The following is a 21,775-nucleotide window of genomic DNA, read 5'->3' on the forward strand; positions in this document are numbered from 1 at the left end:
TTTCCAGAGCCTCCACCGCCACACCAAGGAAGATGGTCCGTGACAGAGGTCGTCCCCCTGCGCAGGAACGCGCGCTTCCAGTGGTTGTGGCTCGGCAGCGCGGTGTCTCGGCTGGGGTCAGAGTTCACCAGGCTGGCCATGCCGCTGCTGGTGCTCGCGCTCACCGGCTCACCCGGGCTGGCGGGCATCGTCGCCGGGGCCCGCACCGTCGCGTTTCTGCTGATCCAGATACCGGCAGGCGTCTGGGTGGATCGGTGGGACCGCCGCCGTACGCTGTTGACCGCCCAGAGCCTCCAGGCGGTCGTCTCAGCGCTGCTGGCCGCACTGATCCTCACCGACCAGGTACAGATCTGGCACTTCGTCACGCTGGCGGTGCTCGACACGCTCTGCGCCGCGTTCATCGAGCCTGTCCGGGACACCGCCATTCGCGGCATCGTTCCCACAAGCCAGCTGCACGGCGCCTACGCCCAGGAGGAGTCCCGCACACATGCCGCCGGGCTGATCGGCCCTCCGCTCGGCGGCCTGCTGTACGGCCTGGGACGGGCAGTGCCCTTCGTCGTCGAGGCCCTCACCTTCCTTGCCGCCGCGCTCTTCTACATCCTCGCGAAGGTCCCACGCCGCCCGTCGGACCCGTCACAAACCTCCACACGAGAGGACAGCGAGGAACCCCACCTGACGCGGCGTGGCATGCGCCGCGAAGCAACCGAGGCCCTCATGTGGCTGTGGCACCGGCGGGGCCTGCGGGAGGTCACCGCGGCGGTGATGGTCCTCAACCTGCTGGGCGGGGCATTCCTGATACCTCTCATCGTGCTGGTCGGCGAACGCGGCGGCAGTGCCCTCACCACCGGCACGGTCCTGGCCGGCCTCGGCATCGGCGGACTGGCCGGGGCACTGCTGTCAGGCCGCATCAGCAAACTCCTGCCGCCCGGCAGACTGTTGCCGGCCGTCTTGACGATCTTCGGCGCCGCTCTGGCCGCCACGGCGCTGCCGTGGGGAGCGTGGTGGCCCATGGTGCCCTTGATCTTCATCACCCTGTCGACACCCTCGCTGAACGTCGTGCTGAACGTGGTGATCGCACGAATGGTGCCCGAAGCGATGCTCGGCCGGATGGGCGCGGTCCTCAGCATGGGCGGCATGGCGCTCAAACCCTTCGGCCCGGTTCTGGGCGGAACACTGGCTGCGGCACTGGGCGGCGCCGCGGCGCTCGTCATCCTGGGTGGGCTACTCGGCCTGACCGCCGCCGCAGCCGCGCTCAGCAGAGAACTGCGCCACTTCACCGGGTACGTCTCCCCTGCCGCAGACGACGCCCTCCAGCCGGAGGCAAGGCATGGGCAGGCGCCTGAATAGGCACATATGGCCCTCGACCGTCGATCCGTACCAGCCCACGCAGCAAGTATTCAGCCACCACTGCCCGCTGGCCGTCATTCGTTCGACCGTTCGAACCTGTTCGGGTGGCCTTCAAGGTGGATCCCAGCAATGCGCTTGCCAGTGCGCCCGTGAGTTGCCGATACTCGTCGTGGTGATCCGTCGGCGAGCCCGCCGCGTACCTGCTTGGTGAGCCGTACGGCAACGCGTCAGGGCACTGGCGCGGCGATGGTGTCTTGGAAGTCGGGCGGATCACCAATATGCCAACAAAGGTCCAGTTCGAGCCGTTCCGCGTGCCGAGATGCGCACCCCGCGGGCGGGCGATGGGCCGCCAGCCACCCGACCTCACCGTCCGATCATTCCGCGGGGAGGGCCTGCAGGCTGAGCATCTGGGGGACCTCGTGCACCCGGCCGTCGCCGGCTACACGCTCGCCCACACCACGCCGGCTGATGCCGTACTCCGCGAACTCGCCGCCGAGACCAACGAGGCCACCGGCGGCGTGGCCCTCATGCAGATCACCCACGACGAGGATGCGCTGCTGACCATGCTGACCCAGCTCACCGGCGCCCGGCGGGCTATCGAGGTCGGCGTCTTCACCGGGTACTCTTCGATCTGCATCGCCCGTGGGCTCCCCACCGACGGACACCTCCTGGCCCTGGACGTCAGCGACAAATGGACCGCCATCGCGGACCGCCACTGGGAGAAAGCCGGGGTGTCCGATCGCATCGAGTTGCGGCTCGGCCCCGCCCTGGACAGCCTCCGCGCCCTCCCCGCCACAGCCGACTACGACTTCGCCTTCATCGACGCCGACAAGGAGAACTATGCCGCGTACTACGAGGAGATCCTCCTCCGACTGCGCCCCGGCGGCGTCATCGTGCTCGACAACGTCCCGCAGGGCAGCCGTGTCCTGGACCCGGTCCACCAGGAGCCGCGCCACGTGACCATGCGCGGGCTCAACGACCTGGTGGCCGGTGACGACCGGGGCGACGCCGTGATGCTGCCGCTCCGCGACGGCGTCACGATCATCCGCAAGCGCTGACCCACCTGCCGTGGGCACAGCCGAGGAGCCGGCGAACGGTGCGCCCGGCGGCGGTGTCGTGCGGAAGCCTACGGTCGTTCCGTGAGCGACTCCGGGCAGATGTCCCGTCAACGCGCGGCCGTTCTGCTCAAGCGGTGGTCGTGAACAACCGACATCCGGCCGGGTAAGACGACGTTGCTGTACAGACACCTGCATTGTCCGCGCCCCCGAGTCGGCTCACCATCTGGGCCGGCCGAACCATGATTTTGATCGCTGTGGCGCACACCGCCGTGTTCGCCCGCCTCGCTCCCTGGTCCGGCTGGCTCGCCGGGGACCTCCGCAACCGTGCCGCGGACAGCGACTCGGTGGCAACGTTCTGGGCCCTGCCCGGTGGATTCGTCGTAGTGCTGGTGCTGCTAGGGCTACTGGTGGCGCGGGTGGGGCGGCAGGGACATCACGTCCCCGCGTATGTCGGCTGGGTAATCCTCGCCTGGGGAGCGCTGGCCGTCAGCCTGATCGGACCAAGCGGTTTCCTTCTCACAGCCGTCCCTGCCGGGCTGCTCATTGCGGCGAACATTACCGCCGGACGACGCCCCCGTACTTCGACCTGAGCAGGTCTCACCGGTCGAGCAGGCCGCCACAGCCGCCGACATCTTCGCCCAGGAGGTGGTCTCCTGTTAGCAAGATCACGATATGTCCCGACAAACGCTAAGCCCCTGAACCGGAAACACCAGTTCAGGGGCTTCACAATGAAGAGCCGACGAGGAAAATCGAACCCCTGACCTTCTGTTTACAAGGTCCCCAAACGATCATCACTGGCGTTCGGACTCGTTCACCGTGCAGCTCGGCGGCGTTCTCGGCGTCCGCATGCGTTCGCCTCGATTCGAGATCGTTCACCCCGGTGGCTCCCAAGGTGGCTCCCGCTGCCTCAGGGCGGACATACGCGGGTACGGAGATCGCCTGTCGCTGCGGAGCGGCCTATGATCTCGCTCATGAGCGAGATCATCTCCCATTCGACCGCTCGTGTCCTGCTGGTTAATGATTGCGATCGGCTCTTGGTCTATCGCGGGCTGCTGCTTCAGGTGGGAGATCCATTTTATGCATGGTTCACGCCTGGCGGCGGCGTTGATCCCGGGGAAAGTTTGCAGCAGGCCGCTGCGCGAGAGCTTCGCGAGGAGTTGGGGTATGCCGTCGCCCCTGAAGCTTTAGGCCCAGTCGTAGCGACCAGTTCGGGAACATGGTCGCTTCGCGGGCAGACATTCAGGTCCGTGGATTCCTATTTCTTGCTGCGTGTCAGCAGGCTGCAGGTGGATACCTCGGGCATGGACGATGAGGAACGCAGAGTAACGGACCATTTCGCATGGTGGACGGTGTCGCAGCTTGAGTCGGCGGAGGAAATGGTCGTGCCGGTTGGCCTGGCCATGCTGATGCAACGCCTGCTGGCAGGGGATTTTCCCACCCAGCAGGTCGCTTTGCCGTGGCACCTACCGCCCGCTGATCCAACTGGATAGCCGTGGTCTACGCCAAGGCTCGACGTGCAGCGAGCACGGCTCACCTGAGCACTCGGTTACATCAGCCCGTCAAGGGCAGCTCGCTGTAATGCCGTGGGCCAGGGCTGAGGAACGAAGCCCTGGACCGTCGATCGCCCCCATCCCTGTACGGCGCCCAGCCATGTAGTGGTGATCGTAGGGCTGTGTCTGTGCGGCGGCGTGGCAACCCCGGCCGGTGCGTTCGATTGGTACGGCGGGGCCGGCGTGCGGTGGCCGGCCCGGTGTCCCGCCGTCGTCCGGGACCGGCCCCCAGGCCGCACGCCCGGACGGCGGGCGGGCGGAGGGCCGGGGGTACGGCGGCGCGCCGCGCCGCCGCTTGATACGTAAGAGATCAATTCGGCAAGTTCTCGAGTGTCAGTGTCCAGGGGTAGGTGTCGATGCGTTCGGCGCCGGCGCTGGGTGGGTGTGGTTCGAATTGGCCGGGGCCGATCAGTACGTGTACGCCTTCGGCGCGGAGTTGGTCGACGCTGCGTTGGAACGGGGTGCGTGAGGCCAGGGCGGTGTTGACGAAGGGCAGGATGACGACGGGGATGCCGAGTCCTGGGGCTTCGGACAGGAGGCCGAGTGCGTAGGTGTCGGCGGTGCCTTGGGCGAACTTGTTGATGGTGTTGTAGGTGGCGGGGGCGACGATGATGGCGTCAGCTCGGGGGGATTTGGGTTCGTGGGGTTTGCGGTACTGGCTGCGGACGGGGCGGCCGGTCTGCTTCTCCAGTTCGGCGACGTCGATGAAGTCGAGTGCGGGCGGGGTGGCGATGATCTGGACGGTCCAGCCGGCGTCTTGGGCGAGGGTGACGAGGCGGCCGACGTCGGGGGCTGGTCCTGCGGCGCAGACGATGATGTAGAGGACCTTGCCGGGTTGGGTCACGCGGTGACTCCCAGGGTTGCCGCGTAGTCGCGGGCTTCGCGGCGGACGCTGATCGGGGCGGTTGCCAGGATGTCACGTACGAGCCGGAGGGCTGTGGGGCGGCCGGTGACTTCTTCGGGGGCGATCTCGCCTGCGGCGCGCAGGATGTGCAGGGCTCGGTCGTGCTGGTTGCGCATGAGGAAGGCGCGGGAGGTGTCGAGGAGCAGGGTGGCCTTGCGTTCGTTGATCGGGAGCTGGTCCAGTTCGACCTGGCGGGCGTAGTCGAGGGCGGTGCCGGCGTCGCCGAAGCGCAGGGCGAGGTTGACCCGGTGGCACAGGACGTTGTTGGGGCCGAACGCGGTCCACATGTGGTTGGCGTCGTGGCCGAGTCTGGTTCCTGCTTCGGCGGCTTCGTCGAGGAGTTCGGCGGTGTTGTGGCGGTTGCCGGTGCTGGCAGCCGCGATGGCTCCGCGCAGCAGTAGTGATCCGTAGATGGACAGGTCGTCCGGGGAGGGTGCGGACAGGTCGGCGTCCATGCGTTGGGCTGCGCCGCGTGCGGTGTCGGTGGCGGCGAGGTGGTGGCCGCCGTCCATGAGGGCGTGGGTGATGATGCGGGAGCTGGATCCGATCATGAGCGGGCTCTGGCTGGCGTGTGCGGCTTGGACGCTGCGGTCTGCGGCGAGCCAGGCGAGGCCCTTGTCTTCCTGTTTGAGCAGGATGGAGGCGGTGACGTGGTAGGCCTCGGCGGCCAGGGCGTGGGCTCGTAGCCGGTCGTCGCCGTGCAGGGAGGTGCAGGCTGCGCGGAGTTTGCGCAGGAGGGCGGGCAGTTTGGCGGTCACCTGGGCGTACCGGCAGGCCTGGTAGTTGCGTTTGGCGGCCGAGACCGCGTCGGCAAGGGATGCGAGGTTGATGGGGCCGTCCGGCGGGGTGGAGTAGTCGACGAGTGTGGCGGCGATCTTCTCGATATCGAGGTCCGCGGTTCGGGTGGTTCCCTGTGGGGCGAGTACGGCGCTGAAGAGTGCTGCTCCGGTCAGGCCGACGAATGATGCTCTCGACCGTTGTGCAGGTCTTTGTGAGCGTACGTGCGCGTTTGGTGGGGGTGGAGCCGAAGTCTTCCGGGTCGAGGTGGGTGGCCTCGGTCAGTGCCAGCCGGTAGGGCTCGCGGGGCCAGGTGACCTCGCCTGCTTCCCAGCGGCGCAACCGGCAGCTCCGCATGGCCCAATGCCGCGAAGGCTGGCACCTCGACACCGAACCACCATCACGCCCGACGAACCGAACAAGGAACATCGCTGGCTCGTCGAGTTCCGCGCCGACATGCAGGCCCAGCGAGATGCCGCCGAACAGGCCGGCCACGACACCACCGGCCTCAACACGATCATCTCGGGCCTGGACGAGGAGATCAACGCCGCCGGGATGCGGGGCAACGTCAACGGCCGTACCACCACCAAACGGACCCGTTCGACCAGGCGGCGGCAGGGCGCGCCCGATCTCTCCCAGCGCAAAATGGCCAACACCACCCTTGGACGCACCTTCCACGCGCCGGACGGCAAGACCTACCGGCCGTCCCTGTTCGTCACGCTCGCCCTGCCCTCCTACGGCAGGGTGCGTGACGGCGTCCCGGTCGATCCCGCAACCCTGATGTTTCCCACCGCTTTCGGCAACCCGTCCCACCCGGACACCTTCTCGCATCTGTTCTCCCGGCTGGCCAAGAAGGCGGGCCTCGGGCGCTGGCATCCGCACGAGCTTCGCCACTCGGGCACATCGCTCATGCTCGCCCAGGGGACTCCGTTGCACGTCGTCTCCGAGGTCTTCGGCCACGCCAGCATCGCGATCACCAAGGACGTTTACGGGCACCTGCTGGAAGGTGACCGGCGTGCCGCGACCGAAGCCATCTCCAGCGCCCTCCTGGGGAAACTGACCCCGGTGGCTCCCAAGGTGGCTCCCACAGGCGCCGAAGACACCGGTTGAAGCTCGCAAAGCACAAGGCCCCTGACGGCGTAACGCCTGTTCAGGGGCCTTGTGGTTGCAGAGCCGACGAGGGGAATCGAACCTCTGACCTTCTGTTTACAAGGGACTTCGAGACTGTCCACCGCCATCACGAACGCCTGCTCGAAGCCACTTCTGGAGCGTTCCCACTCCAGAAGCATCCAGGGTTGTCCGGAGCGGTTGTTAGCACCCGCGTTAGCAAGATCACTGACCTCGGCGCTGTACCGTGAGAGCACGCCTCAAAGCAGGGTCTCTGGCCGAAGTACCTCGCTGCGCAGGATGCGATGGATCTCGCCGACATCGGCATTGTGGTTCGTCTGACGTCGCAGTTCCTTGCGTACGGCGTCGGTCACTACGTCGGACAGAAGTACCTGGGCGAGTGACTTCGGCGACGTCGCGGCGCGAGCCCTCCACAGGTCATCGATCAGGCGACGTTTGAACGCCTCCTTGGTCAGGTAGAAGAGCGCGTCAGTCTTGGCGCTCAGGCCGCTTTCACTGAGCAGGTCGACTTCAAGGGCCAGGTCGATGACGACGGGGAGGCCGGCGGTCATGTGATACGCCTGCCACACTTGTCCGTTGGACAGGATCATCCACTCGACGCCCTCGTTCACGGCGTACATCTGCACCTGCCGCAGGTGTTTGACGTTGAGCTTCTGACTGCAACGCTTCACCTCGATGAAGGCGATCAGCTGCTTGTCGATGCGGATGCCGTAGTCGGCGAACTCGCCCTTGACCTGGTATTCCGTGGTGAGGTCGTCATATTTGTCGTAGCCGAGTCCTGCACACAGGAAGTCGGTGATGAGCAGGCGCGTGTCCCCTTCGTTAGCATCACGCGCAATAAGATCAGTTAGCGGCTTGGAGTAGCGCCGTATAGCCGCTCGAACGCGGTCCCGTGCATCTGCCTCCCACTTCGGAACTGCCCTTGCACCCGCTGGCTTCCTTGTGGGAGAGCTTACGCCTTCCTTCGAAACCTCAGTCTGCTCGTTTCCGACGATCGCCTGTGCGGCCTGCTCGCTCATGGCATCCACCTGCACACCTAGTAGGGACAAGGCAGGTTAAGTCATTTGGAAGATCAACGCCTTACGCTATTGGGATCGATACGAAAACGACTCCCGCAGTGCCATCTCGGCTACACAGGCAAAACCGCACACGAGGCACAAATCTCCTCAGCGGATACTCCGTCGGCTAGCAGTACACGGATTCCAGACGATTGGCTGTCGAACCAAAATATGGAAATATGACTGTCCGCTTTTCAGGCGGAGCAATCACTCTGCTCGCCTGATCGAGGCCGTGGTCAGGCGCGTGTGGACGGTGGCGCGGATGCGTCGGCGTGTGGGGACGTTGCTGTCAGTACTGCTGTCACCTCAGCCATGGTCACCCGGCGGCAAGGCCCGACATAGGAGGGCCTTGCCGGCGATCGCCCCAACCCCGGTCGGTGGGAACCGAAGTCAGCGATCGTCGGCCGCAACCCGACCACTTCATTACGAGTCAAGCGGAGAACCGTGGTCGGCGCCCGGCGCTGCTGCTCAACCGTGTGACGCCGTACGGGACGATCAGGCAGCGTGAGGCGACGTTGCTGTACTTCCCTGCTGTCCAGCAGACCACCGCAACCCGCGTATCCGGTGGCAAGCCGACCCGGAGCGCAGGGCCTCTAGGCCCGAGCACCGGAAGCGGCGCGGCAGCGATTTAGACCTCAGGCGCCGACTCGTCGTCCACTGGCTCGCCCAGAGCCTCGGCGATCGCGGCGAACTCGTTGAGCGCTGCTTGCAGGTCATCGACGATCTCGCGCGCGATCACGGCCGGAGGCAGCAGACTGTCCGAGTCTTCTAGCGCCGGGTCCTTGAGCCACGTGATGTCCAGATTCACCTTGTCGCGCTTGAGGAGGTCGGTAACGTCGTATGGAGCAAAACGCTCGGTGGCCACCCGGTCCTTGCGTGACTTCCCCGGCAGGTATGCGGTAACGAAGCCGTCCAAGTGGTGGCGTCGGAGCTGCCTGGTCTTGAGAGTGAAGTGCTGGCCCACCCGGAAGTCGTAAACCCACAGCTTGGAGGTGCACGGCTTCTTGTCGGCTCGGGGGGCTTTCTTGTCGAAGAACAGGACGTTCGCCTTCACACCACTGGCGTAGAAGATGCCCTTGGGTAGACGCAACAAGGTGTGGACGTCGAAATCCTGGAGCAGTCGCCGCCGGATTGCCTCGCCGGCCCCGCCCTCAAAGAGCACGTTGTCCGGCAGGACGACTGCAGCGCGGCCATCGACCTTGAGCGCGGACATGATGTGCTGGAGGAAGTTGAGCTGCTTGTTCGTTGTTGTAGAGCGGAAGTCGGTACGGTCGTAGGAGATGTCCTCTTTGTCCAACTTGCCGTCGGTGCCGTAGACGGTGATTGAGGACTTCCTGCCGAACGGAGGGTTGGCGAGTACGAGAGAAACCCGCTCATCGCCGGTTGGCTGCTTGGCCAGAGCATCACGGACGTCGATAAGGGAAGGTCCGTCGCTCGTGCCAATGCCGTGAAGAAGCATGTTCATGGCGGCGAGGCGTGCGGTCCCCGGAACCAGCTCGACGCCCCGAATGGCGCCTGACGAAAGGTGATCTTGTTGGGCCTTCGTCATGCGTCCAGCGTATTCGCGAGCAATGTGGGCGTGGGCTGCGATGAGGAACCCGCCGGTGCCGCATGCCGGGTCCAGGATCGTGTCATCCGGGGTCGGGCGTACCGCGTCGATGATCGCGTCGATCAACGGGCGAGGCGTGAAGTACTGGCCAGCGCCGGTCTTGACATCCTCAGCGCCCTTGGCGAGCAGACCTTCGTAGGCATCGCCCTTGATGTCGACCCCGGCGGCAGCCCACTCTTGTTTGCCGATCAGCTCGACGGCGAGTTTCTGGAGCTTTGCCGGATCGGTAATCTTATTCTGGGCCTTAGCGAAGATCGTACCGAGGTTCGTGTGTGGGTTTTTTGCCAGCTCTACGAGGACGGTCCGGTAGTGGGCTTCTAGCTCTCCTCCCTTCTTTGCGATTAGAGACGACCAGTCCAAATGCTCTGGAACGATCCGCTTTGGCTCTTCGGATAGGTCGGTCTGGTATTGCTCGTCAGCGATCTTCAAAAATAGCAAGTAAGAAAGCTGCTCTACGTAGTCGATCGTGGAAAGTCCGTCATCGCGAAGAACGGTGCAGTAGTTCCATAGCTTAGAGACGAGAGAGTGTGTCTCAGCCTGGGCTGCGATAATCGTGCTGGCAGGCGTATCAATGGTCACAGCGCTAGCTCTTCCTGCGTGCCAGCTGGCACAACTGTGATCTTCGGCGGTGGAAGTGTAGTCTTGTTCGGACCGGATTTACGAGGGCGGAGTTTCTTCGGCCGACTGTAATGCTCCACCTCAATCCGTTTGAGAACTTCTACGGCTGGTTCATCGGCCGATTCCTGCCGGACCAGCCTTCCTGTGAAAGCTTCCGCTAGGAGGGAGCGCCTGAGGTGCTCGGATCGCTTCTGCGCCATGCCGGTTTCCTCCATCAGCCGCTCTACCACTGCGAAGTGGTCCCGGGCGGCTTCAATTATTTGTGCCTGTACATCGAGTGGAGGTATCGGAATGTCAAGCGCTTCAAGGATTCTCTGATTGACCTTGTATATTCCTGCGGTTGTCCGCGCAGCAGTCTCGATCTGGCGGCGTACAATTTGCGAGTCCCACACAAAAGCCAGGAACTCAGGATCGACGACATACGGATTCGGCCGCACACGGATCATCGTATCCGGAAAAGCAATCGGGTCGGGGTCGCCAACGGCCAGAGCCCCGCGCCCGACCAGATGTAGGGAGCCATTCCCCCTACTCACCATGAAGTCACCACGCTCAACTAGAAAGGGCGTAGCATCTTCCCTCTGCCACGCCCCACCCTTCCGTGCCGAAAGGTCTAGAACCCTGTTCTTGATCGCAGTGAGGCGGAGAACGGGGAAGCCATCATCATCTGTGGGCACCGATCGACCATTGATAAGAGGCGAGGCAAGAAGCGTCTTCAGCTTCCGGGTCGATGAGAGCCAAGGGTCAAGAAGCTCGCAACGCCGTGTGCTATCAAAAGAGGTTGTAGATTGGCGAACTCTAGCGATGTAACGATTCGCTGCATCAAGTCGGGATAGATGGCCTTCGAGGGTCTCGACGATGCGGAGTTGCTCGGCCAACGGTGGAAGGGGGATCGGGAGTTTGCGAATTTCACCTAGACCAAGGCGTGGCCGCCCCACGCCCCGGATCTTGCTCATAGCAACGGCTCGTGTCGCCGGCGCTTGCAACGCGTAGAGCACCCACTTGCTATTCAAGTCAGGGTGCAACCTGGCGCGGATCACATCGGCCTTTACGATGGCCGGGCCTTCGAGGTCCGGGACTAGAGCGACCCTCGGCAACTCCTCGCCGAGAGATGCCAAGATGAGATCGCCAGCCTGGACATTGTGATTCTTGAGATTCTCGTAATGTTCCAGGCTGATATAGGCTCGCTCGTCGCGAAACTCGCCGTCGCCCACATTTTGAAGGCGAAGCACTCTCGCACCCGAATCGGTGTAGTGCGACGACTTGAGATTTGAGCCGAACGGGCCGTCGGTGATCGCTCGCGGCTCTGCTGCAAGGAGATCCTCAAGTGTCGCCCATACCCACCCGTCCGGCAGTGCCTCGCTCAAGCCAACTCTCGATCCATCTCGTCGATCAGTTCACGGGCACGGTCCCGGCCGCCGAAGTCTCGAACGAGACCGGCCTGACCGCCGCGCGGTGTAAAGGTTACGCCCTTGATGGCCTCGACTGTGATGCCAACGCCAATAGCGATCTCATCCTTGATCCGCTCCAGCCACCATCGCTGATCCGGGGTATACGCCGCTCCTGCCTGCTCCTGGCGAAGCAGCCACGCCGCGAATCGCTCTTCAACGACGCTACGGTAGGGCTTGAGGTCAGAGTCCAGCCCGAGCTCGTACCGGATGAGACTGACCAGATCGGGCACCTCTGCGTTGCCTAGAGGCGACTCTGCCGCCCGACCGAGAGTCTCGTAAGCGTCCCACAGTACGCCAGGGGTCCAGGCGTGTGGCGGTCGCTTGATCTTGGCGGCGAGTGCCTTCAGCTTGGCAAGCGCATCGCGTCCGCCACCGCGGCTCGTGCTCAGGACCTGGATCGCGGTGATCTCGTCGCGGTGCTTCTCCAGGTATGCATGCCACGACTCGACCGTGGAACCCGCACGCTCCTCGCGGGGCACCTCGACGAAGGTGCGGACCTCATCCTTGGTCGTCGCGTCATACGTGATGTCATGGTCGCGGCGGATTTCCAGGATCCGTTCCCGATATGCGGGGTTCCCGGTGAGGGGTGCGATCGCATCCTCCACAAGTCTTCGTGCAGCCGCCTTTCCACCGCTGTCGCGAGCGGTCTCTTGCTCATCGGGGTCGATCGCCTTGACGATCGCGCTGGCGAGCGCCGTAAGGGTCATCCCGTTGCCGACCGTCGCTAGCTCCTCGCGCTCCTCGGGAGTGATCTGCTGGTTGAGCCGGGCCAGCCGGCCGGCAAGTGTCGCAGCCTCGGTGAGATTGATGGCCCTGGTCGCGCACTTCTTGAGGAGTGTCTCCAAGCTGATCTGCTTGTCGGTCGCTGACATCAGTGGCTTGGAATCCACTTTGGGTGAATCGGTTACGCCCGCTGCGTCGAGCAGGATGAATCGTGTCTTGGCGATGTCTTCCGGCGCGTCGGGGGTGACTTCACGCAGCTCGTCGGAGTCGAGCGTCCTTGATCCTCGCCCCTTCATCTGCTCGAACAGGACCGCGCTACGGACGGCCCTCAGGAAGATGACGCACTCCAATGCACGCACGTCCGTCCCCGTGGCAATCATGTCGACCGTCACCGCAAGACGGAGTCGCGCGTCCTGCCGGAGATCGTTGATCAGGTCGTCCGGGTTCTTCCCGGCCTTGCGAACCTTGTACGTGATCTTTGTGGCGAACTCATCGCCTACGCTGAAGACCTGCTTGGCGATGGTCAGCACGTCTTCGGCGTGATCGTCGGTCGCCGCGAAGACGAGCGTCTTGGGCAGCACTTGACGGTCGGGGAACCACCGTCGCCAGTTGTCTCGGTAGGTGGTGAGCACGGTACGGATGTGGTCCTCAGCGATGACGTTGCGGCCGAGTTGCTGCTTGCCGTAGACGAAATCGCTGTCGAGCTGCTCCAGCCGCTGCGCGCGGGTCGCGCGGTTCCGCACTCTGACTGTGGTGCCCTCCTCAATGAGAGACCCTTCCTCGCCGACCTTGGTCGAGAGGCGGACCACGTCGAAGTCCACATTGACGCCGTCGGCTACAGCCATCTCGTAGGTGTACTGCGAGACCAGGTTCTGGTTGAAGAACCCCAGGGTCTGCTTGGTCGGCGTCGCGGTCAGCCCGACAATATGGGCGTCGAAGTAGTCGAGCACGCCGCGCCATAGTCCGTAGATCGAGCGATGGCACTCATCCACTACGATCAGGTCAAAGGACTCCGGTGGCACGCGCGGGTTGTATCCGACGACTACCGGGGCGTCAGTTTCGTAATCGGCATCACTGTCTTCGGCTGCGTCATCCTCTGCGTCGTTGTTGACGACGACTTCGCCGCGCAGCAGCGCGTACATCTTCTGGATCGTGCATATCAGTACGCTTGAGGAATCTTGAATGCAGTCCCCAGCCAATCGTTCCACGTTGTAGAGCTCGTTGAACTTCCGGCCGTCGTCCGGGGTTACGTAATTACGGAACTCGGCGAGGGCCTGGCGGCCGAGGTTGTTCCGGTCCACAAGGAACAGGACACGGCGCGCCTTGCCGTGCTTGAGCAGCCTGTATGCCTCGGTTACGGCAGTGAACGTCTTTCCAGCGCCGGTCGCCATCTGGATGAGAGCACGCGGCATGTCGAGCCCGAGGGACATCTCCAGCCCGGTGACCGCGTCGATTTGAGCGGGGCGAAGCCCGCTGGTCTCCAGGGCGGGCAGGTGCTTGAGCCGGGCGCGATAGGTCGGGGTCTCCGGGAACTCGTCGGCCTCTCTCATCCATCCTGAGATGGTCTCCGGCCGGTGGAAGGAAAAGACCTCTCGGCTGCGGGCCTCTGGGTCCAGCCGATTGAGGAACACGGTCTCCGCGCCGGTGGATGCGTAGCGGAAGACGAGAGGCTCATCCTTGTGCCATACCGCGAGAGCGTGCTCTTTGAGAGTGCCTGCGGCGTATCGCGCGTTCTGGGCCTGTGCAGCGCTGAGGGTTTCCCCCTCACGCTTTGCCTCGATCACCCCAACGATCTTTCCGTCCACGTAGAGCACGTAGTCAGCTGAGCCTGATGCGAGACGGAACTCCCGGACTGCGACACCACGGCCGGCGATCGGGTTGAGTTCCCTCATATCCTGAACCAGCCACCCCGCTTCAGCTAGCTGCTGATCGATAACACGTCGGGCCTGCGCCTCATTTAGCGGGGCCGGGCGTAGCGCGCGGTCGACCAGGGTGGCACGGTCGAGTGCCGAAACCCGCTTCGGCGCGGCCTTGTGCGCCTTGAAAGATCCTTCCTGGGCCCCTCGGAGCCTGGCCATCTCCGCAAGGAGCGCCTCGTTCTCCGCCCGGAGGGCTTCGTGGCGGGCATTCGCCTCGTTGACCATGGAGTCAGCGATCACGCGTGCGCGCTCGCGCTCCTGGAACAGATCAGAGATTTCGCTGAGCCGTAGCTGCGATTCGGCGAGCGCCGCGCGATCTGCCTCCAGCGCCTCCTGTAGTGCGGCAACCTCGGCAGGGTCGACGACGACCGGTGCCGCTGGTGGCACGAACGCTGTGACCGTGCGGTCCCCGGTCAGAGTCCGGTTGAGCCACATCCCGAGTTCCCAGGCGACTCGGATCCCCTGAAGAGCCCGCGTCGTGTCGAACATGTGGCGGTGCGTCGCGTGGTTGCCAACTTGCCGCAGGGTGTCAAACCCCGTGCGGATGTTCGATGGCACCAAGCCTGCATTCGCTAGGGCCTGAACTCGGTGGACTTGCTTATCCCCAGCTACCCTCAGCCCTGCCCGCGTGAGCAGCACTTCGGCCAGTACCTCGCCGAACTGGCGCGTATGAACCAGCGCGGCGTTCGAGTCTGTGAACACGATGGCTTCGGCTTGGGCACCGTAGAGGGCAAGGAGGGGACTATGGCTGAACAGATGCCCGAAGTTCGCGGAAGAACGCGCAAGGTCAGACAGCCGCTGGTCCACGTTGCCCTCATCTGGAGAAGTCCGGCATTTGCCCCTCGAAAGATCATACGCAAATTTTTGTCCAGCCCTTGCATGTCTCCGAAGTTCGAGAGGGGCTTACCCGGCAATGTCATGGAGTTCCCAGGTCCTGCGCGGGAATCGTGCGCGTGGGGCGCGCTGGCCGCGACCGGCCGAAGAGCCGCAGCGCGGCCAGCTGGCGGCCCATGCGCTGCGGGCCGCCGTAGGCGGGCCGCTTTAATAACGAGGAGAAAAGTTGCTCTTTGGCCGGACCGTAGCTGTGTCTACTGAGGTGTGAGCTACTTGCCGTGAGGCTGGGCTCTGCTCCAGATGTGGTCGAAGCTGGTGATGTAGGTAGCGGCGGGCCCTTGGCCGTCGGTGCGGGTGAGATGCATGACGGGGGCGTTGGCGGCTGGTGTGCCGTAGGCGTGGGCGTTGACGAGCAGTTCGTCGTCGGCCCGGTAGATGGAGCTGTACAGGACCGTGCGATGTAGCCGGGTCTCCACGCCGTCGACGTTCACGAGTGGCCGGTACAGCATCAGGGCGTTCTTGATCCGGGCTGTCATCACCTCGGCGCCGATGCCTTCGTCGGTCCCTCGTGCGGCGACTTCTGGCCCGTCAGGGTCGCCCAGGAGGATGCGGACCTTGGCGCCGGCCTCGGCTCGCTGGGTGAGGGTGTTGAGGATGGCCGCGTCTTCGGCGAGGAACAGGGCGCTGTAGGCGAGGATGTCGATCTCCTCGCGGGCTTTGGCGAAGTGGTTGCGCCAGACGGTCTGGGGGACGGTCCAGCGGTGGGGGTAGATCGCTTGGATGCCGTCGGCGAGTGCTTGGTGGCGTGGTGCGGCTTCGGGCCAGAGGTCAGCCTCGTCGACGTCGAGGAGGTCAGCGACGGCCCAGCGGTGGCGTGGATAGGGGACGCGGCCCTGAAGCCATCGGCTGACGGTTTTGGGGTCGACGGCGAGGGCGGCGGCGACGTCGGTGGTGTTGAGCCGGGCGGCGGCCAGTGCGTAGCGGAAATTGTTGTTCATGACCGGTCTGCTCCTCTCGCAGAACGACCCTGCTCTGCGACGTTAGCATCAGACGTCCCTAGACGTCCCTAAGTTGTGGTGTTCCCGCCCCCGGCTGCGGGGCGAACCTCGACGCACACGAGGAACCACACAGGACGTCAGGGAGGCACAGGGTGCAAACGAGCAGGTCCATCAAGGAGCAGCAACGCATCTACGCGGAGCGGCTGCTGGTCGCGCTGGGCGAGCAGCTGGCCGTGCGGGGTGTCACGCATGTGCTGGTGATCACGCAGAATGGGCGGCCGGCCTTGGACGTGACCGACAGCCGATGCCGGATGCGGCGGGTATTCGTGCACCTGCCGTTCTGCTGGTTCTACTGGGGCGATCAGCACGACGAACGGGTCTCGTTCCTGCAGATGGCCCCTGCGGTGGACCGGATCGAGCAGGCCGCGCACAAGGGGTGGCGTGAGGGCGAGCAGGGCGACCTGAGCGTCGACCTGAACAAGATGCTTGATGCCTACCGCAGCTGAGCCGGTGGCGACAGGGCGATGGCTGACCGGCGGGCGGGTCTATACCCAGATCGCTGATCGGCTGCGAAAGCGGATCCGGGCGGGCGAGTTCGCGCCGGGTAATGTGCTGCCGTCGGAGGCGGAGCTGTGCCGGGTTTTCGGAGTGGCGCGGAACACGGTACGGCGTGGCCTGGCCCTCCTGGAGGAGGAGGGCTTGCTGATCGCGGTCCCGTCCAAGGGGCGGGTGGTGGTCGGGGACGGCCCGGCCGCCGCGTACCGGTATCAGGTGATCGCTGCGCGGTTGCGTGAGCAGATCGAGCGCGGGGACTTCGCGCCTGGTGCGGCGCTGCCCAGTGAGGCGGAGTTGCAGCGGCAGTTCGGGGTGGCGCGGACCACCGTGCGGCAGGCGCTGGCCGTGCTGGAGGTCGAAGGGCTGGTGGTGGTGGAGCATGGCAGGGGGCGCTTCGTCCGGTAGGGAACGCCGGTGAACAAGGACGTCCCAGGACGTCTAGCCTTGCCCTCTGCTCCGCTTATGTCCCTGATGCCTATCGTGAGCCCCGTGGGACATAGCGAATGGGCATATGACCTGGCCAAAGACCTGCTGGAGACGCCGTTGCCCCGGCGCTGGGCACACACCCAAGGGGTTGCCGAGCAGGCCGAATCCCTGGCCCCGATCCTCGGTGCGGACGCTGACACGTTGTTGGCGGCTTGTCTGCTGCATGACATCGGGTACGCGCCGGACCTGGTCGACACCGGGATGCATCAGCTCGACGGCGCCCGTTACCTGCGTGACGTGGCCGGGGCGGATGAGCGGTTGTGCCGCCTGGTCGCGTACCACTCGTGTGCGGACAACGAGGCTCGGCAGCGGGACCTGTTCGACGTGCTGGCTAAGGAGTTCGACCAGGAACGGCCGGACCTGGCGCGGGCGCTGACGTACTGCGACATGACCACCGGCCCGGATGGCCGGCACCTGGATGTGCTGGACCGGCTGGCCGAGATCCATTCCCGGTATGGGCCTGAGCATGTGGTGAGCCGGTCGATCATCGACGCGACGCCGTGCATCGTGTCGTCGGTGCGGTCGGTGGAGGCCGCGCTATCCGACGTGCGGCAGAAGGACGCCGGCTAGGTAGTGCTCGATCCGCATCCGCATCGACCGGTCCATCGGCAGCGACATGACCTCCTGGCGGGGCATCCAGCGGACTTCTCGGGATTCGTCGCTTGGGGTTGGCTGGCCGCCGGTGGCGCGGGCGGTCAGGACGATGGAGAACTCTTGGCGGGCCTCGCCGTTGCTGGTGTAGAGGATGACGTGGCGGGGGTCGCTGTAGGTGCCGACCAGGCCGGTGATCTCACACGTGATGCCGGTCTCCTCGAACGTCTCCCGTACGGCCGCCTCTGGGATCGACTCGCCCAGGTCGATCGCGCCGCCGGGGACGGCCCAGTTGTCGTTGTCGCTGCGGCGGATCATCAGCAGGTCGCCGGCCGGGTTGGTGACGATGACGTTGACGGACGGGACCAGGCTGTTGGGTTCGGGTGCGTCGGGGTCGTCGTAGAAGTCGATGCGCTTGGCCATGGTCACGCCTCCACGGGGACGGCTCCGGCCCAGATCTTTTCGAAGCTGTCGGCGTAGGTGGTGACCATCTCCCCACCGGCCACTCTGCGCAGGTGCAGGACGGGGGCGTTGCCGGCGCGGGTGCCGTACACGTGCATGTTGACCAGGTAGTCGTCGTCGGCTTGGTAGATCGAGTTGTACAGGATCGTCTGGTGCAGCCGGATCTCGAAGTTGTCCAGGCCGAGCAGTGGCCGGTAGAAGACCAGGACGCTGCGGATCTGCGCGGCCATGCTGTCCCCGACGCCCTCGTCGGCTCCGCGCTGGGCGACCTGGGCGCAGTCGGGGTCGCCGAGCAGGATCCGCACCCGCACGCCCGCTCGCGCTTTGTCGCCGAGCAGGCGGACCATGGCGGCGTCGTCGGCGAGGAACAAGCCGCTGTAGACCAGGACGCCGATGTCCTCGGACGCGGCGGTGAACAGACGTCCCCACGCGTCCCGGGGCACGGCCCAGCGGTGCGGGTAGATCGCCAGGACTTCGCTTTCGGAGGCGGCGACGACCTGTTCACGGGACAGGGCCTGCGGCCACAGGTAGGTCTCGTCCACGCCCAGGTAGGAAGCGGTGGCGAAGCGGTGTTTTCGGTACGGCTCGCGCCCCTTGGTGATCCATCGTTCGACGGTCTTGGGGTCGACCTCGATCGCCTCGGCCAGGTCCGCGACGCTCACGCCCTTTTGCAGCAGGGCCGCGCGTAGCCGTTCGTTCGCCATTCCACCTGCTCCCAAGGACGTCCGGGGACCTGGCCATCGTAGGCCGGACGTCTTGAACATGTCCCGTCGTGTAGTGATCTCGTCCTGACGGTGCGTCGCATCCTCGGTTGCACAACGCCACAACGGCACCAACCGAAGGAGGGGATGCAGCCATGAACAACGAGATCACCATCCCGGGCGAGACGCCCTCGTGCGAGTGCGGCAACGCCCTGGGACACGGCCAGGTCCGATGCTCCAAGTGCCTGGCCCGCAACCGGTGGGCGCGCAAAGAGCGGGCCCGCAACCGGCGTAACCGGCGTCGCTCGGAGGACCGGCGTCCTCCGCGCGCTCCTCGTGGGCTGGCGCAGGCGGGGGTGACCTGGTCATGACCGCGATTCCGCTGATCGTCGCCGGGGTGCTCGGCGTCGCGCTGCTCGCAGGGTACGTGGCGGTGCTGGTTGGTATCCGCCGGGAGGACAAGCGGCTCAGTCTGCGTCAGGCGCCGGAGGGGGCGGCGGCGTCGCTGGCCCGCAAGGTCACCGGCTGCTACGCCCGGGGCGGCGTGTCGTGGACGTAGCCAACTGCTCCTCCACCTTGGCCAGCCGGGCCGACAGGTCCTGCACGGCGGCGCGCAGCTCGGCCACCTCGCCGGCGGTGTCGCCGCCGCCGGCCGGCGGGGGTTGTTCGGTGGTGTCGCGGACGAACACGCCTTTGCCCTGCTGGCCGATCACCAGGCCCTCGGTGCGCAGGACGCCGACGGCGAGCTTCACCACCGACAGGGACGCGTCGTACTGCTCGGCGAGCCGAGTGGTGGACGGCAGCGGAGTGCCGGGCGCCAGAGACCCGCCGCGGATCTGCGCGCGCAGGTCGTCGGCGATCTGGAGGTAGCCGGGGCGTCCGGTGTTCTTGACCATCGCCCTTCTATCTCACCACGAATGTTCGACCTGGCCAACCGAGGGAACATTGACAACCGAGCCAACTAGGTTAACTATGTTGCTCACGATGAAAGAGGAGGTCACCACCCATGCGTTCCGTCCCGATCCCCGTGGATGTCAGCAAACTCGCCATCACCTGCGTCAAAGCACCCCGCCCACGCGTACTCAACCGCGACACCGGCGAGATCAAGACCGACAAGAACGGCAACACCGTCTACGAAGTCACCGTCTCCGTCGAAGACGAGTTCGGCCGCATCGAGCTCGTCAAGATCGGCATCACCGGCGAACCACCCATCACCGTCGGCGACCAGGTCAACGCCGTCGGCCTGCTCGGCTACGTCTGGGAGATCGCCGGCCGATGGGGCATCGCCTACCGCGCCAACGCCCTGCTCCCCGCGCGGGAGGCCGCCGATGCGTGACGCGCTCGAAGTGCTCGCAGTCCCCGCAGTCCTGGCCGCTGTTGCGGCCGGGCTGTGGGCCTGGCGCCGCTACCACTACCGCACGTTCTGGCTGGCCGTCGGCTTCCCGCTGGTCGCCCTGTCCGTACGAGCGTCGTGGCGGCGGGTGGCGCTGGGGTGCGGGCTGACCAAGAAGCGGCAGCGCTGGTGGTTCACCACCGTCCCCGGAGCGATCGCCTCCACCGGCCTGGTCAAAGTCCGCCGCCGCTTCCAACGGGTCGCCGTCGACACCAAACCGTTCATGTGGCTGCCGCTGCCGACCCGGCACGGCTGGCGCGTCACCCTGCACACCCTGGAAGGGCAAACGCCCGGCGACTACACCGACGCCGCCGAACGCCTGGCCCACTCCTGGGGCGTGCACGCCGTACGCGTCTCCTCACCCCGGCCCGGCCGCGTCGTGCTCATGGCCACCATGCGCGACCCGCTCGTCACCGTCGACCACCTCCCGGCCTCGTCCGACCTGCTCAAGGTCACCGTGGGACGGCTGGAAACCGGCCGACCCTGGGTGATCGACTTCCGCACGGTCCCACACTGGCTCAACGCCGGGGCAACACAGTCCGGCAAGTCGAACCTCGCCAACGCGCTCATCGTCGGCCTCGCGCCGCAGCCGGTGGCCCTGGTCGGCTTCGACCTCAAAGGCGGCGTGGAGTTCACCCCGTACGCGCCCCGGCTGTCAGCTCTGGCCACCTCACGAGCAGAGTCCGTCGACCTGCTATGCGACCTGGTCGGCCTGATGATCGACCGCATGGGCTTGTGCCGCCAGGCCGCCGCCCGCAACATCTGGCAACTCCCGCCCGCCATCCGCCCCGTCCCCGTCGTCGTCCTCGTCGACGAGCTCGCCGAGCTGTACCTGATGGCCAACAAGTCCGAGAAAGAAGAGATCGCCAAAACCTCAACCGCGCTCCTGCGGGTCGCCCAGCTCGGGCGGGCATTCGGCATCTACCTGTTCTGCTGCGGCCAGCGGATCGGCTCCGACCTCGGACCCGGCGTCACCGCCCTGCGCGCCCAGTGCTCTGGCCGGATCTGCCACCGGGTCAACGACCCCGAAACCGCGACCATGACGCTCGGCGACCTCGACCCGGCCGCCCTGGTCTCCGCGCGAGCCATCGCCGCCGAGACACCCGGCGTCGCGATCGTCGCCGGACAGGACGGCCAGTGGTACCGCGCCCGCTCCTTCTACGTCACCGAAGCCACCGCCGAACACGCCGCCCGCACCCACGCCCACCTCACCCCCGCCTGGGACGAGATCACCGCCCACCTACCTCAGCCCGTCACCGCCTGAACCCAAGGGAGGGAGGAACGATGCGACGCTTCGCCTGCCGACTGCTCGACACCGGCCCGGTCCTCGTCCTGGCCGCCATCGCGGGTGCCGGATCGTTCACTCACATCCGCGACACCGCCACCCAGCACGGCCAGACCGGTTGGATGTCCTGGGCCGTCGCCGTCTGCATCGACCTGACCTGCGTCATGGCCGCCCGCGAACGCCAACGCGACAAGCAGCATCACCGCACCCGGCGCGGCCCCGTCTCCTGGCCCGTCCTCGTCCTGACCGGCGGCATCGCCCTGTCCCTGGCCGCCAACCTCGCCCAAGCCACACCGACCGTCTGGGGCTGGATCACCGCCGCCACCCCGGC

The 21,775-nt window shown here is 65.5% G+C and carries 23 protein-coding genes; 13 read left to right on the forward strand and 10 right to left on the reverse strand.

What is annotated here, in order from left to right; translation table 11 throughout:
- The first annotated feature begins 39 nt into the window (after window positions 1-39).
- From E1267_RS15750 to E1267_RS15765, 4 genes are all read left to right on the forward strand, one after another.
- A complete protein-coding gene (locus E1267_RS15750) occupies window positions 40-1,347 on the forward strand; it encodes an MFS transporter (RefSeq protein WP_132333205.1) in 1,308 nt (435 codons plus the stop codon).
- A gap of 278 nt (window positions 1,348-1,625) precedes the next feature.
- A complete protein-coding gene (locus E1267_RS15755) occupies window positions 1,626-2,405 on the forward strand; it encodes an O-methyltransferase (protein WP_246063919.1) in 780 nt (259 codons plus the stop codon).
- Between the two features lie 194 nt (window positions 2,406-2,599).
- A complete protein-coding gene (locus E1267_RS15760; protein WP_281283638.1) occupies window positions 2,600-2,995 on the forward strand; it encodes a DUF6463 family protein in 396 nt (131 codons plus the stop codon).
- Between the two features lie 381 nt (window positions 2,996-3,376).
- Window positions 3,377-3,895, forward strand: coding sequence for an NUDIX hydrolase (locus E1267_RS15765; protein ID WP_132333207.1), 519 nt, complete (start codon window positions 3,377-3,379; stop codon window positions 3,893-3,895).
- A gap of 370 nt (window positions 3,896-4,265) precedes the next feature.
- On the opposite strand, the gene E1267_RS15770 is transcribed toward E1267_RS15765, so the two are convergent.
- Window positions 4,266-4,799, reverse strand: coding sequence for a flavoprotein (locus tag E1267_RS15770; RefSeq protein WP_132333208.1), 534 nt, complete (start codon window positions 4,797-4,799; stop codon window positions 4,266-4,268).
- Window positions 4,796-5,617, reverse strand: a complete 822-nt coding sequence (locus E1267_RS15775; protein ID WP_246063922.1) for an XRE family transcriptional regulator — start codon at window positions 5,615-5,617, stop codon at window positions 4,796-4,798. The genes E1267_RS15770 and E1267_RS15775 overlap by 4 nt, the downstream gene beginning before the upstream one ends.
- A gap of 382 nt (window positions 5,618-5,999) precedes the next feature.
- On the opposite strand from E1267_RS15775, the gene E1267_RS15780 reads away from it, so the two are divergent.
- The gene (locus tag E1267_RS15780; protein WP_132333210.1) at window positions 6,000-6,746 is read left to right on the forward strand and encodes a tyrosine-type recombinase/integrase; all 747 of its coding nucleotides are present in this window, start codon (window positions 6,000-6,002) and stop codon (window positions 6,744-6,746) included.
- A 257-nt stretch (window positions 6,747-7,003) separates the two neighbouring features.
- Here E1267_RS15780 and E1267_RS15785 read toward each other — a convergent pair whose 3' ends face one another.
- From E1267_RS15785 to E1267_RS44345, 5 genes are all read right to left on the reverse strand, one after another.
- Window positions 7,004-7,783 carry a type I restriction enzyme HsdR N-terminal domain-containing protein gene (locus E1267_RS15785; protein WP_132333211.1) on the reverse strand — a complete coding sequence of 260 codons (780 nt, stop codon included), beginning with the start codon at window positions 7,781-7,783 and terminating at the stop codon, window positions 7,004-7,006.
- A gap of 667 nt (window positions 7,784-8,450) precedes the next feature.
- Entirely contained in the window at window positions 8,451-10,010 is a 1,560-nt protein-coding gene (locus tag E1267_RS15790; protein ID WP_220449506.1) for a type I restriction-modification system subunit M, read from the reverse strand.
- Window positions 10,007-11,413 (reverse strand): restriction endonuclease subunit S, encoded by a 1,407-nt coding sequence (locus E1267_RS15795; protein ID WP_132333212.1) that lies wholly within the window; start codon window positions 11,411-11,413, stop codon window positions 10,007-10,009. Before E1267_RS15795 ends, E1267_RS15790 begins: the two co-directional genes overlap by 4 nt.
- On the reverse strand, window positions 11,410-14,946 hold the full coding sequence (locus E1267_RS15800) for a type I restriction endonuclease subunit R (protein ID WP_132333213.1): 3,537 nt from the start codon (window positions 14,944-14,946) through the stop codon (window positions 11,410-11,412). The genes E1267_RS15795 and E1267_RS15800 overlap by 4 nt, the downstream gene beginning before the upstream one ends.
- A 296-nt stretch (window positions 14,947-15,242) precedes the next feature.
- Window positions 15,243-15,971, reverse strand: a complete 729-nt coding sequence (locus E1267_RS44345) for an XRE family transcriptional regulator (protein ID WP_165959633.1) — start codon at window positions 15,969-15,971, stop codon at window positions 15,243-15,245.
- A 152-nt stretch (window positions 15,972-16,123) separates the two neighbouring features.
- Between E1267_RS44345 and E1267_RS15810 the strand changes: the two genes are divergently transcribed.
- The 3 genes from E1267_RS15810 (at window position 16,124) to E1267_RS15820 (ending at window position 17,582) form a co-directional block, all read left to right on the forward strand.
- Entirely contained in the window at window positions 16,124-16,477 is a 354-nt protein-coding gene (locus E1267_RS15810) for a hypothetical protein (RefSeq protein ID WP_132333215.1), read from the forward strand.
- Window positions 16,461-16,931, forward strand: coding sequence for a GntR family transcriptional regulator (locus E1267_RS15815; RefSeq protein ID WP_132333216.1), 471 nt, complete (start codon window positions 16,461-16,463; stop codon window positions 16,929-16,931). Before E1267_RS15810 ends, E1267_RS15815 begins: the two co-directional genes overlap by 17 nt.
- Before the next feature lie 75 nt (window positions 16,932-17,006).
- Window positions 17,007-17,582, forward strand: a complete 576-nt coding sequence (locus tag E1267_RS15820; protein WP_425465078.1) for an HD domain-containing protein — start codon at window positions 17,007-17,009, stop codon at window positions 17,580-17,582.
- Here the strand turns inward: E1267_RS15820 and E1267_RS15825 are convergent.
- Window positions 17,550-18,026, reverse strand: a complete 477-nt coding sequence (locus tag E1267_RS15825) for an NUDIX hydrolase (protein ID WP_132333217.1) — start codon at window positions 18,024-18,026, stop codon at window positions 17,550-17,552. The two genes, E1267_RS15820 and E1267_RS15825, sit on opposite strands and share 33 nt — an antisense overlap.
- 2 nt (window positions 18,027-18,028) lie before the next feature.
- Window positions 18,029-18,769: a helix-turn-helix domain-containing protein gene (locus E1267_RS15830; RefSeq protein ID WP_132333218.1), complete on the reverse strand. Its 741-nt coding sequence runs from the start codon at window positions 18,767-18,769 to the stop codon at window positions 18,029-18,031.
- A gap of 152 nt (window positions 18,770-18,921) precedes the next feature.
- Here E1267_RS15830 and E1267_RS15835 point away from each other — a divergent pair, with 152 nt between their 5' ends.
- Together E1267_RS15835 and E1267_RS15840 are read left to right on the forward strand one after the other, a co-directional pair.
- Window positions 18,922-19,137, forward strand: coding sequence for a hypothetical protein (locus E1267_RS15835; RefSeq protein ID WP_132333219.1), 216 nt, complete (start codon window positions 18,922-18,924; stop codon window positions 19,135-19,137).
- A complete protein-coding gene (locus E1267_RS15840) occupies window positions 19,134-19,325 on the forward strand; it encodes a hypothetical protein (protein ID WP_132333220.1) in 192 nt (63 codons plus the stop codon). The genes E1267_RS15835 and E1267_RS15840 overlap by 4 nt, the downstream gene beginning before the upstream one ends.
- Here the strand turns inward: E1267_RS15840 and E1267_RS15845 are convergent.
- Window positions 19,285-19,662, reverse strand: coding sequence for a GntR family transcriptional regulator (locus E1267_RS15845; protein ID WP_132333221.1), 378 nt, complete (start codon window positions 19,660-19,662; stop codon window positions 19,285-19,287). The two genes, E1267_RS15840 and E1267_RS15845, sit on opposite strands and share 41 nt — an antisense overlap.
- Before the next feature lie 110 nt (window positions 19,663-19,772).
- Here E1267_RS15845 and E1267_RS15850 point away from each other — a divergent pair, with 110 nt between their 5' ends.
- The 3 genes from E1267_RS15850 to E1267_RS15860 form a co-directional block, all read left to right on the forward strand.
- Window positions 19,773-20,102, forward strand: coding sequence for an SCO3933 family regulatory protein (locus E1267_RS15850; RefSeq protein ID WP_165959635.1), 330 nt, complete (start codon window positions 19,773-19,775; stop codon window positions 20,100-20,102).
- On the forward strand, window positions 20,095-21,423 hold the full coding sequence (locus E1267_RS15855; RefSeq protein ID WP_132333222.1) for an FtsK/SpoIIIE domain-containing protein: 1,329 nt from the start codon (window positions 20,095-20,097) through the stop codon (window positions 21,421-21,423). Before E1267_RS15850 ends, E1267_RS15855 begins: the two co-directional genes overlap by 8 nt.
- A 20-nt stretch (window positions 21,424-21,443) precedes the next feature.
- On the forward strand, window positions 21,444-21,775 hold a 332-nt coding region (locus tag E1267_RS15860; protein ID WP_132333223.1), incomplete at its 3' end, for a DUF2637 domain-containing protein.

This window comes from Nonomuraea longispora, assembly GCF_004348345.1.
GTDB lineage: Bacteria > Actinomycetota > Actinomycetes > Streptosporangiales > Streptosporangiaceae > Nonomuraea > Nonomuraea longispora.

Bases quoted from the DNA above. Each gene is read 5' to 3' on its own strand.
- E1267_RS15780 (WP_132333210.1), top strand. From the start codon at position 6,000: ATGCCGCGAAGGCTGGCACCTCGACACCGAACCACCATCACGCCCGAC.
- E1267_RS15785 (WP_132333211.1), bottom strand. From the start codon at position 7,783: ATGAGCGAGCAGGCCGCACAGGCGATCGTCGGAAACGAGCAGACTGAG.
- E1267_RS15815 (WP_132333216.1), top strand. From the start codon at position 16,461: ATGCCTACCGCAGCTGAGCCGGTGGCGACAGGGCGATGGCTGACCGGC.
- E1267_RS15825 (WP_132333217.1), bottom strand. From the start codon at position 18,026: ATGGCCAAGCGCATCGACTTCTACGACGACCCCGACGCACCCGAACCC.
- E1267_RS15830 (WP_132333218.1), bottom strand. From the start codon at position 18,769: ATGGCGAACGAACGGCTACGCGCGGCCCTGCTGCAAAAGGGCGTGAGC.
- E1267_RS15755 (WP_246063919.1), top strand. From the start codon at position 1,626: ATGCCAACAAAGGTCCAGTTCGAGCCGTTCCGCGTGCCGAGATGCGCA.
- E1267_RS15845 (WP_132333221.1), bottom strand. From the start codon at position 19,662: ATGGTCAAGAACACCGGACGCCCCGGCTACCTCCAGATCGCCGACGAC.
- E1267_RS15840 (WP_132333220.1), top strand. From the start codon at position 19,134: ATGACCGCGATTCCGCTGATCGTCGCCGGGGTGCTCGGCGTCGCGCTG.
- E1267_RS44345 (WP_165959633.1), bottom strand. From the start codon at position 15,971: ATGAACAACAATTTCCGCTACGCACTGGCCGCCGCCCGGCTCAACACC.
- E1267_RS15765 (WP_132333207.1), top strand. From the start codon at position 3,377: ATGAGCGAGATCATCTCCCATTCGACCGCTCGTGTCCTGCTGGTTAAT.
- E1267_RS15855 (WP_132333222.1), top strand. From the start codon at position 20,095: ATGCGTGACGCGCTCGAAGTGCTCGCAGTCCCCGCAGTCCTGGCCGCT.
- E1267_RS15835 (WP_132333219.1), top strand. From the start codon at position 18,922: ATGAACAACGAGATCACCATCCCGGGCGAGACGCCCTCGTGCGAGTGC.
- E1267_RS15850 (WP_165959635.1), top strand. From the start codon at position 19,773: ATGCGTTCCGTCCCGATCCCCGTGGATGTCAGCAAACTCGCCATCACC.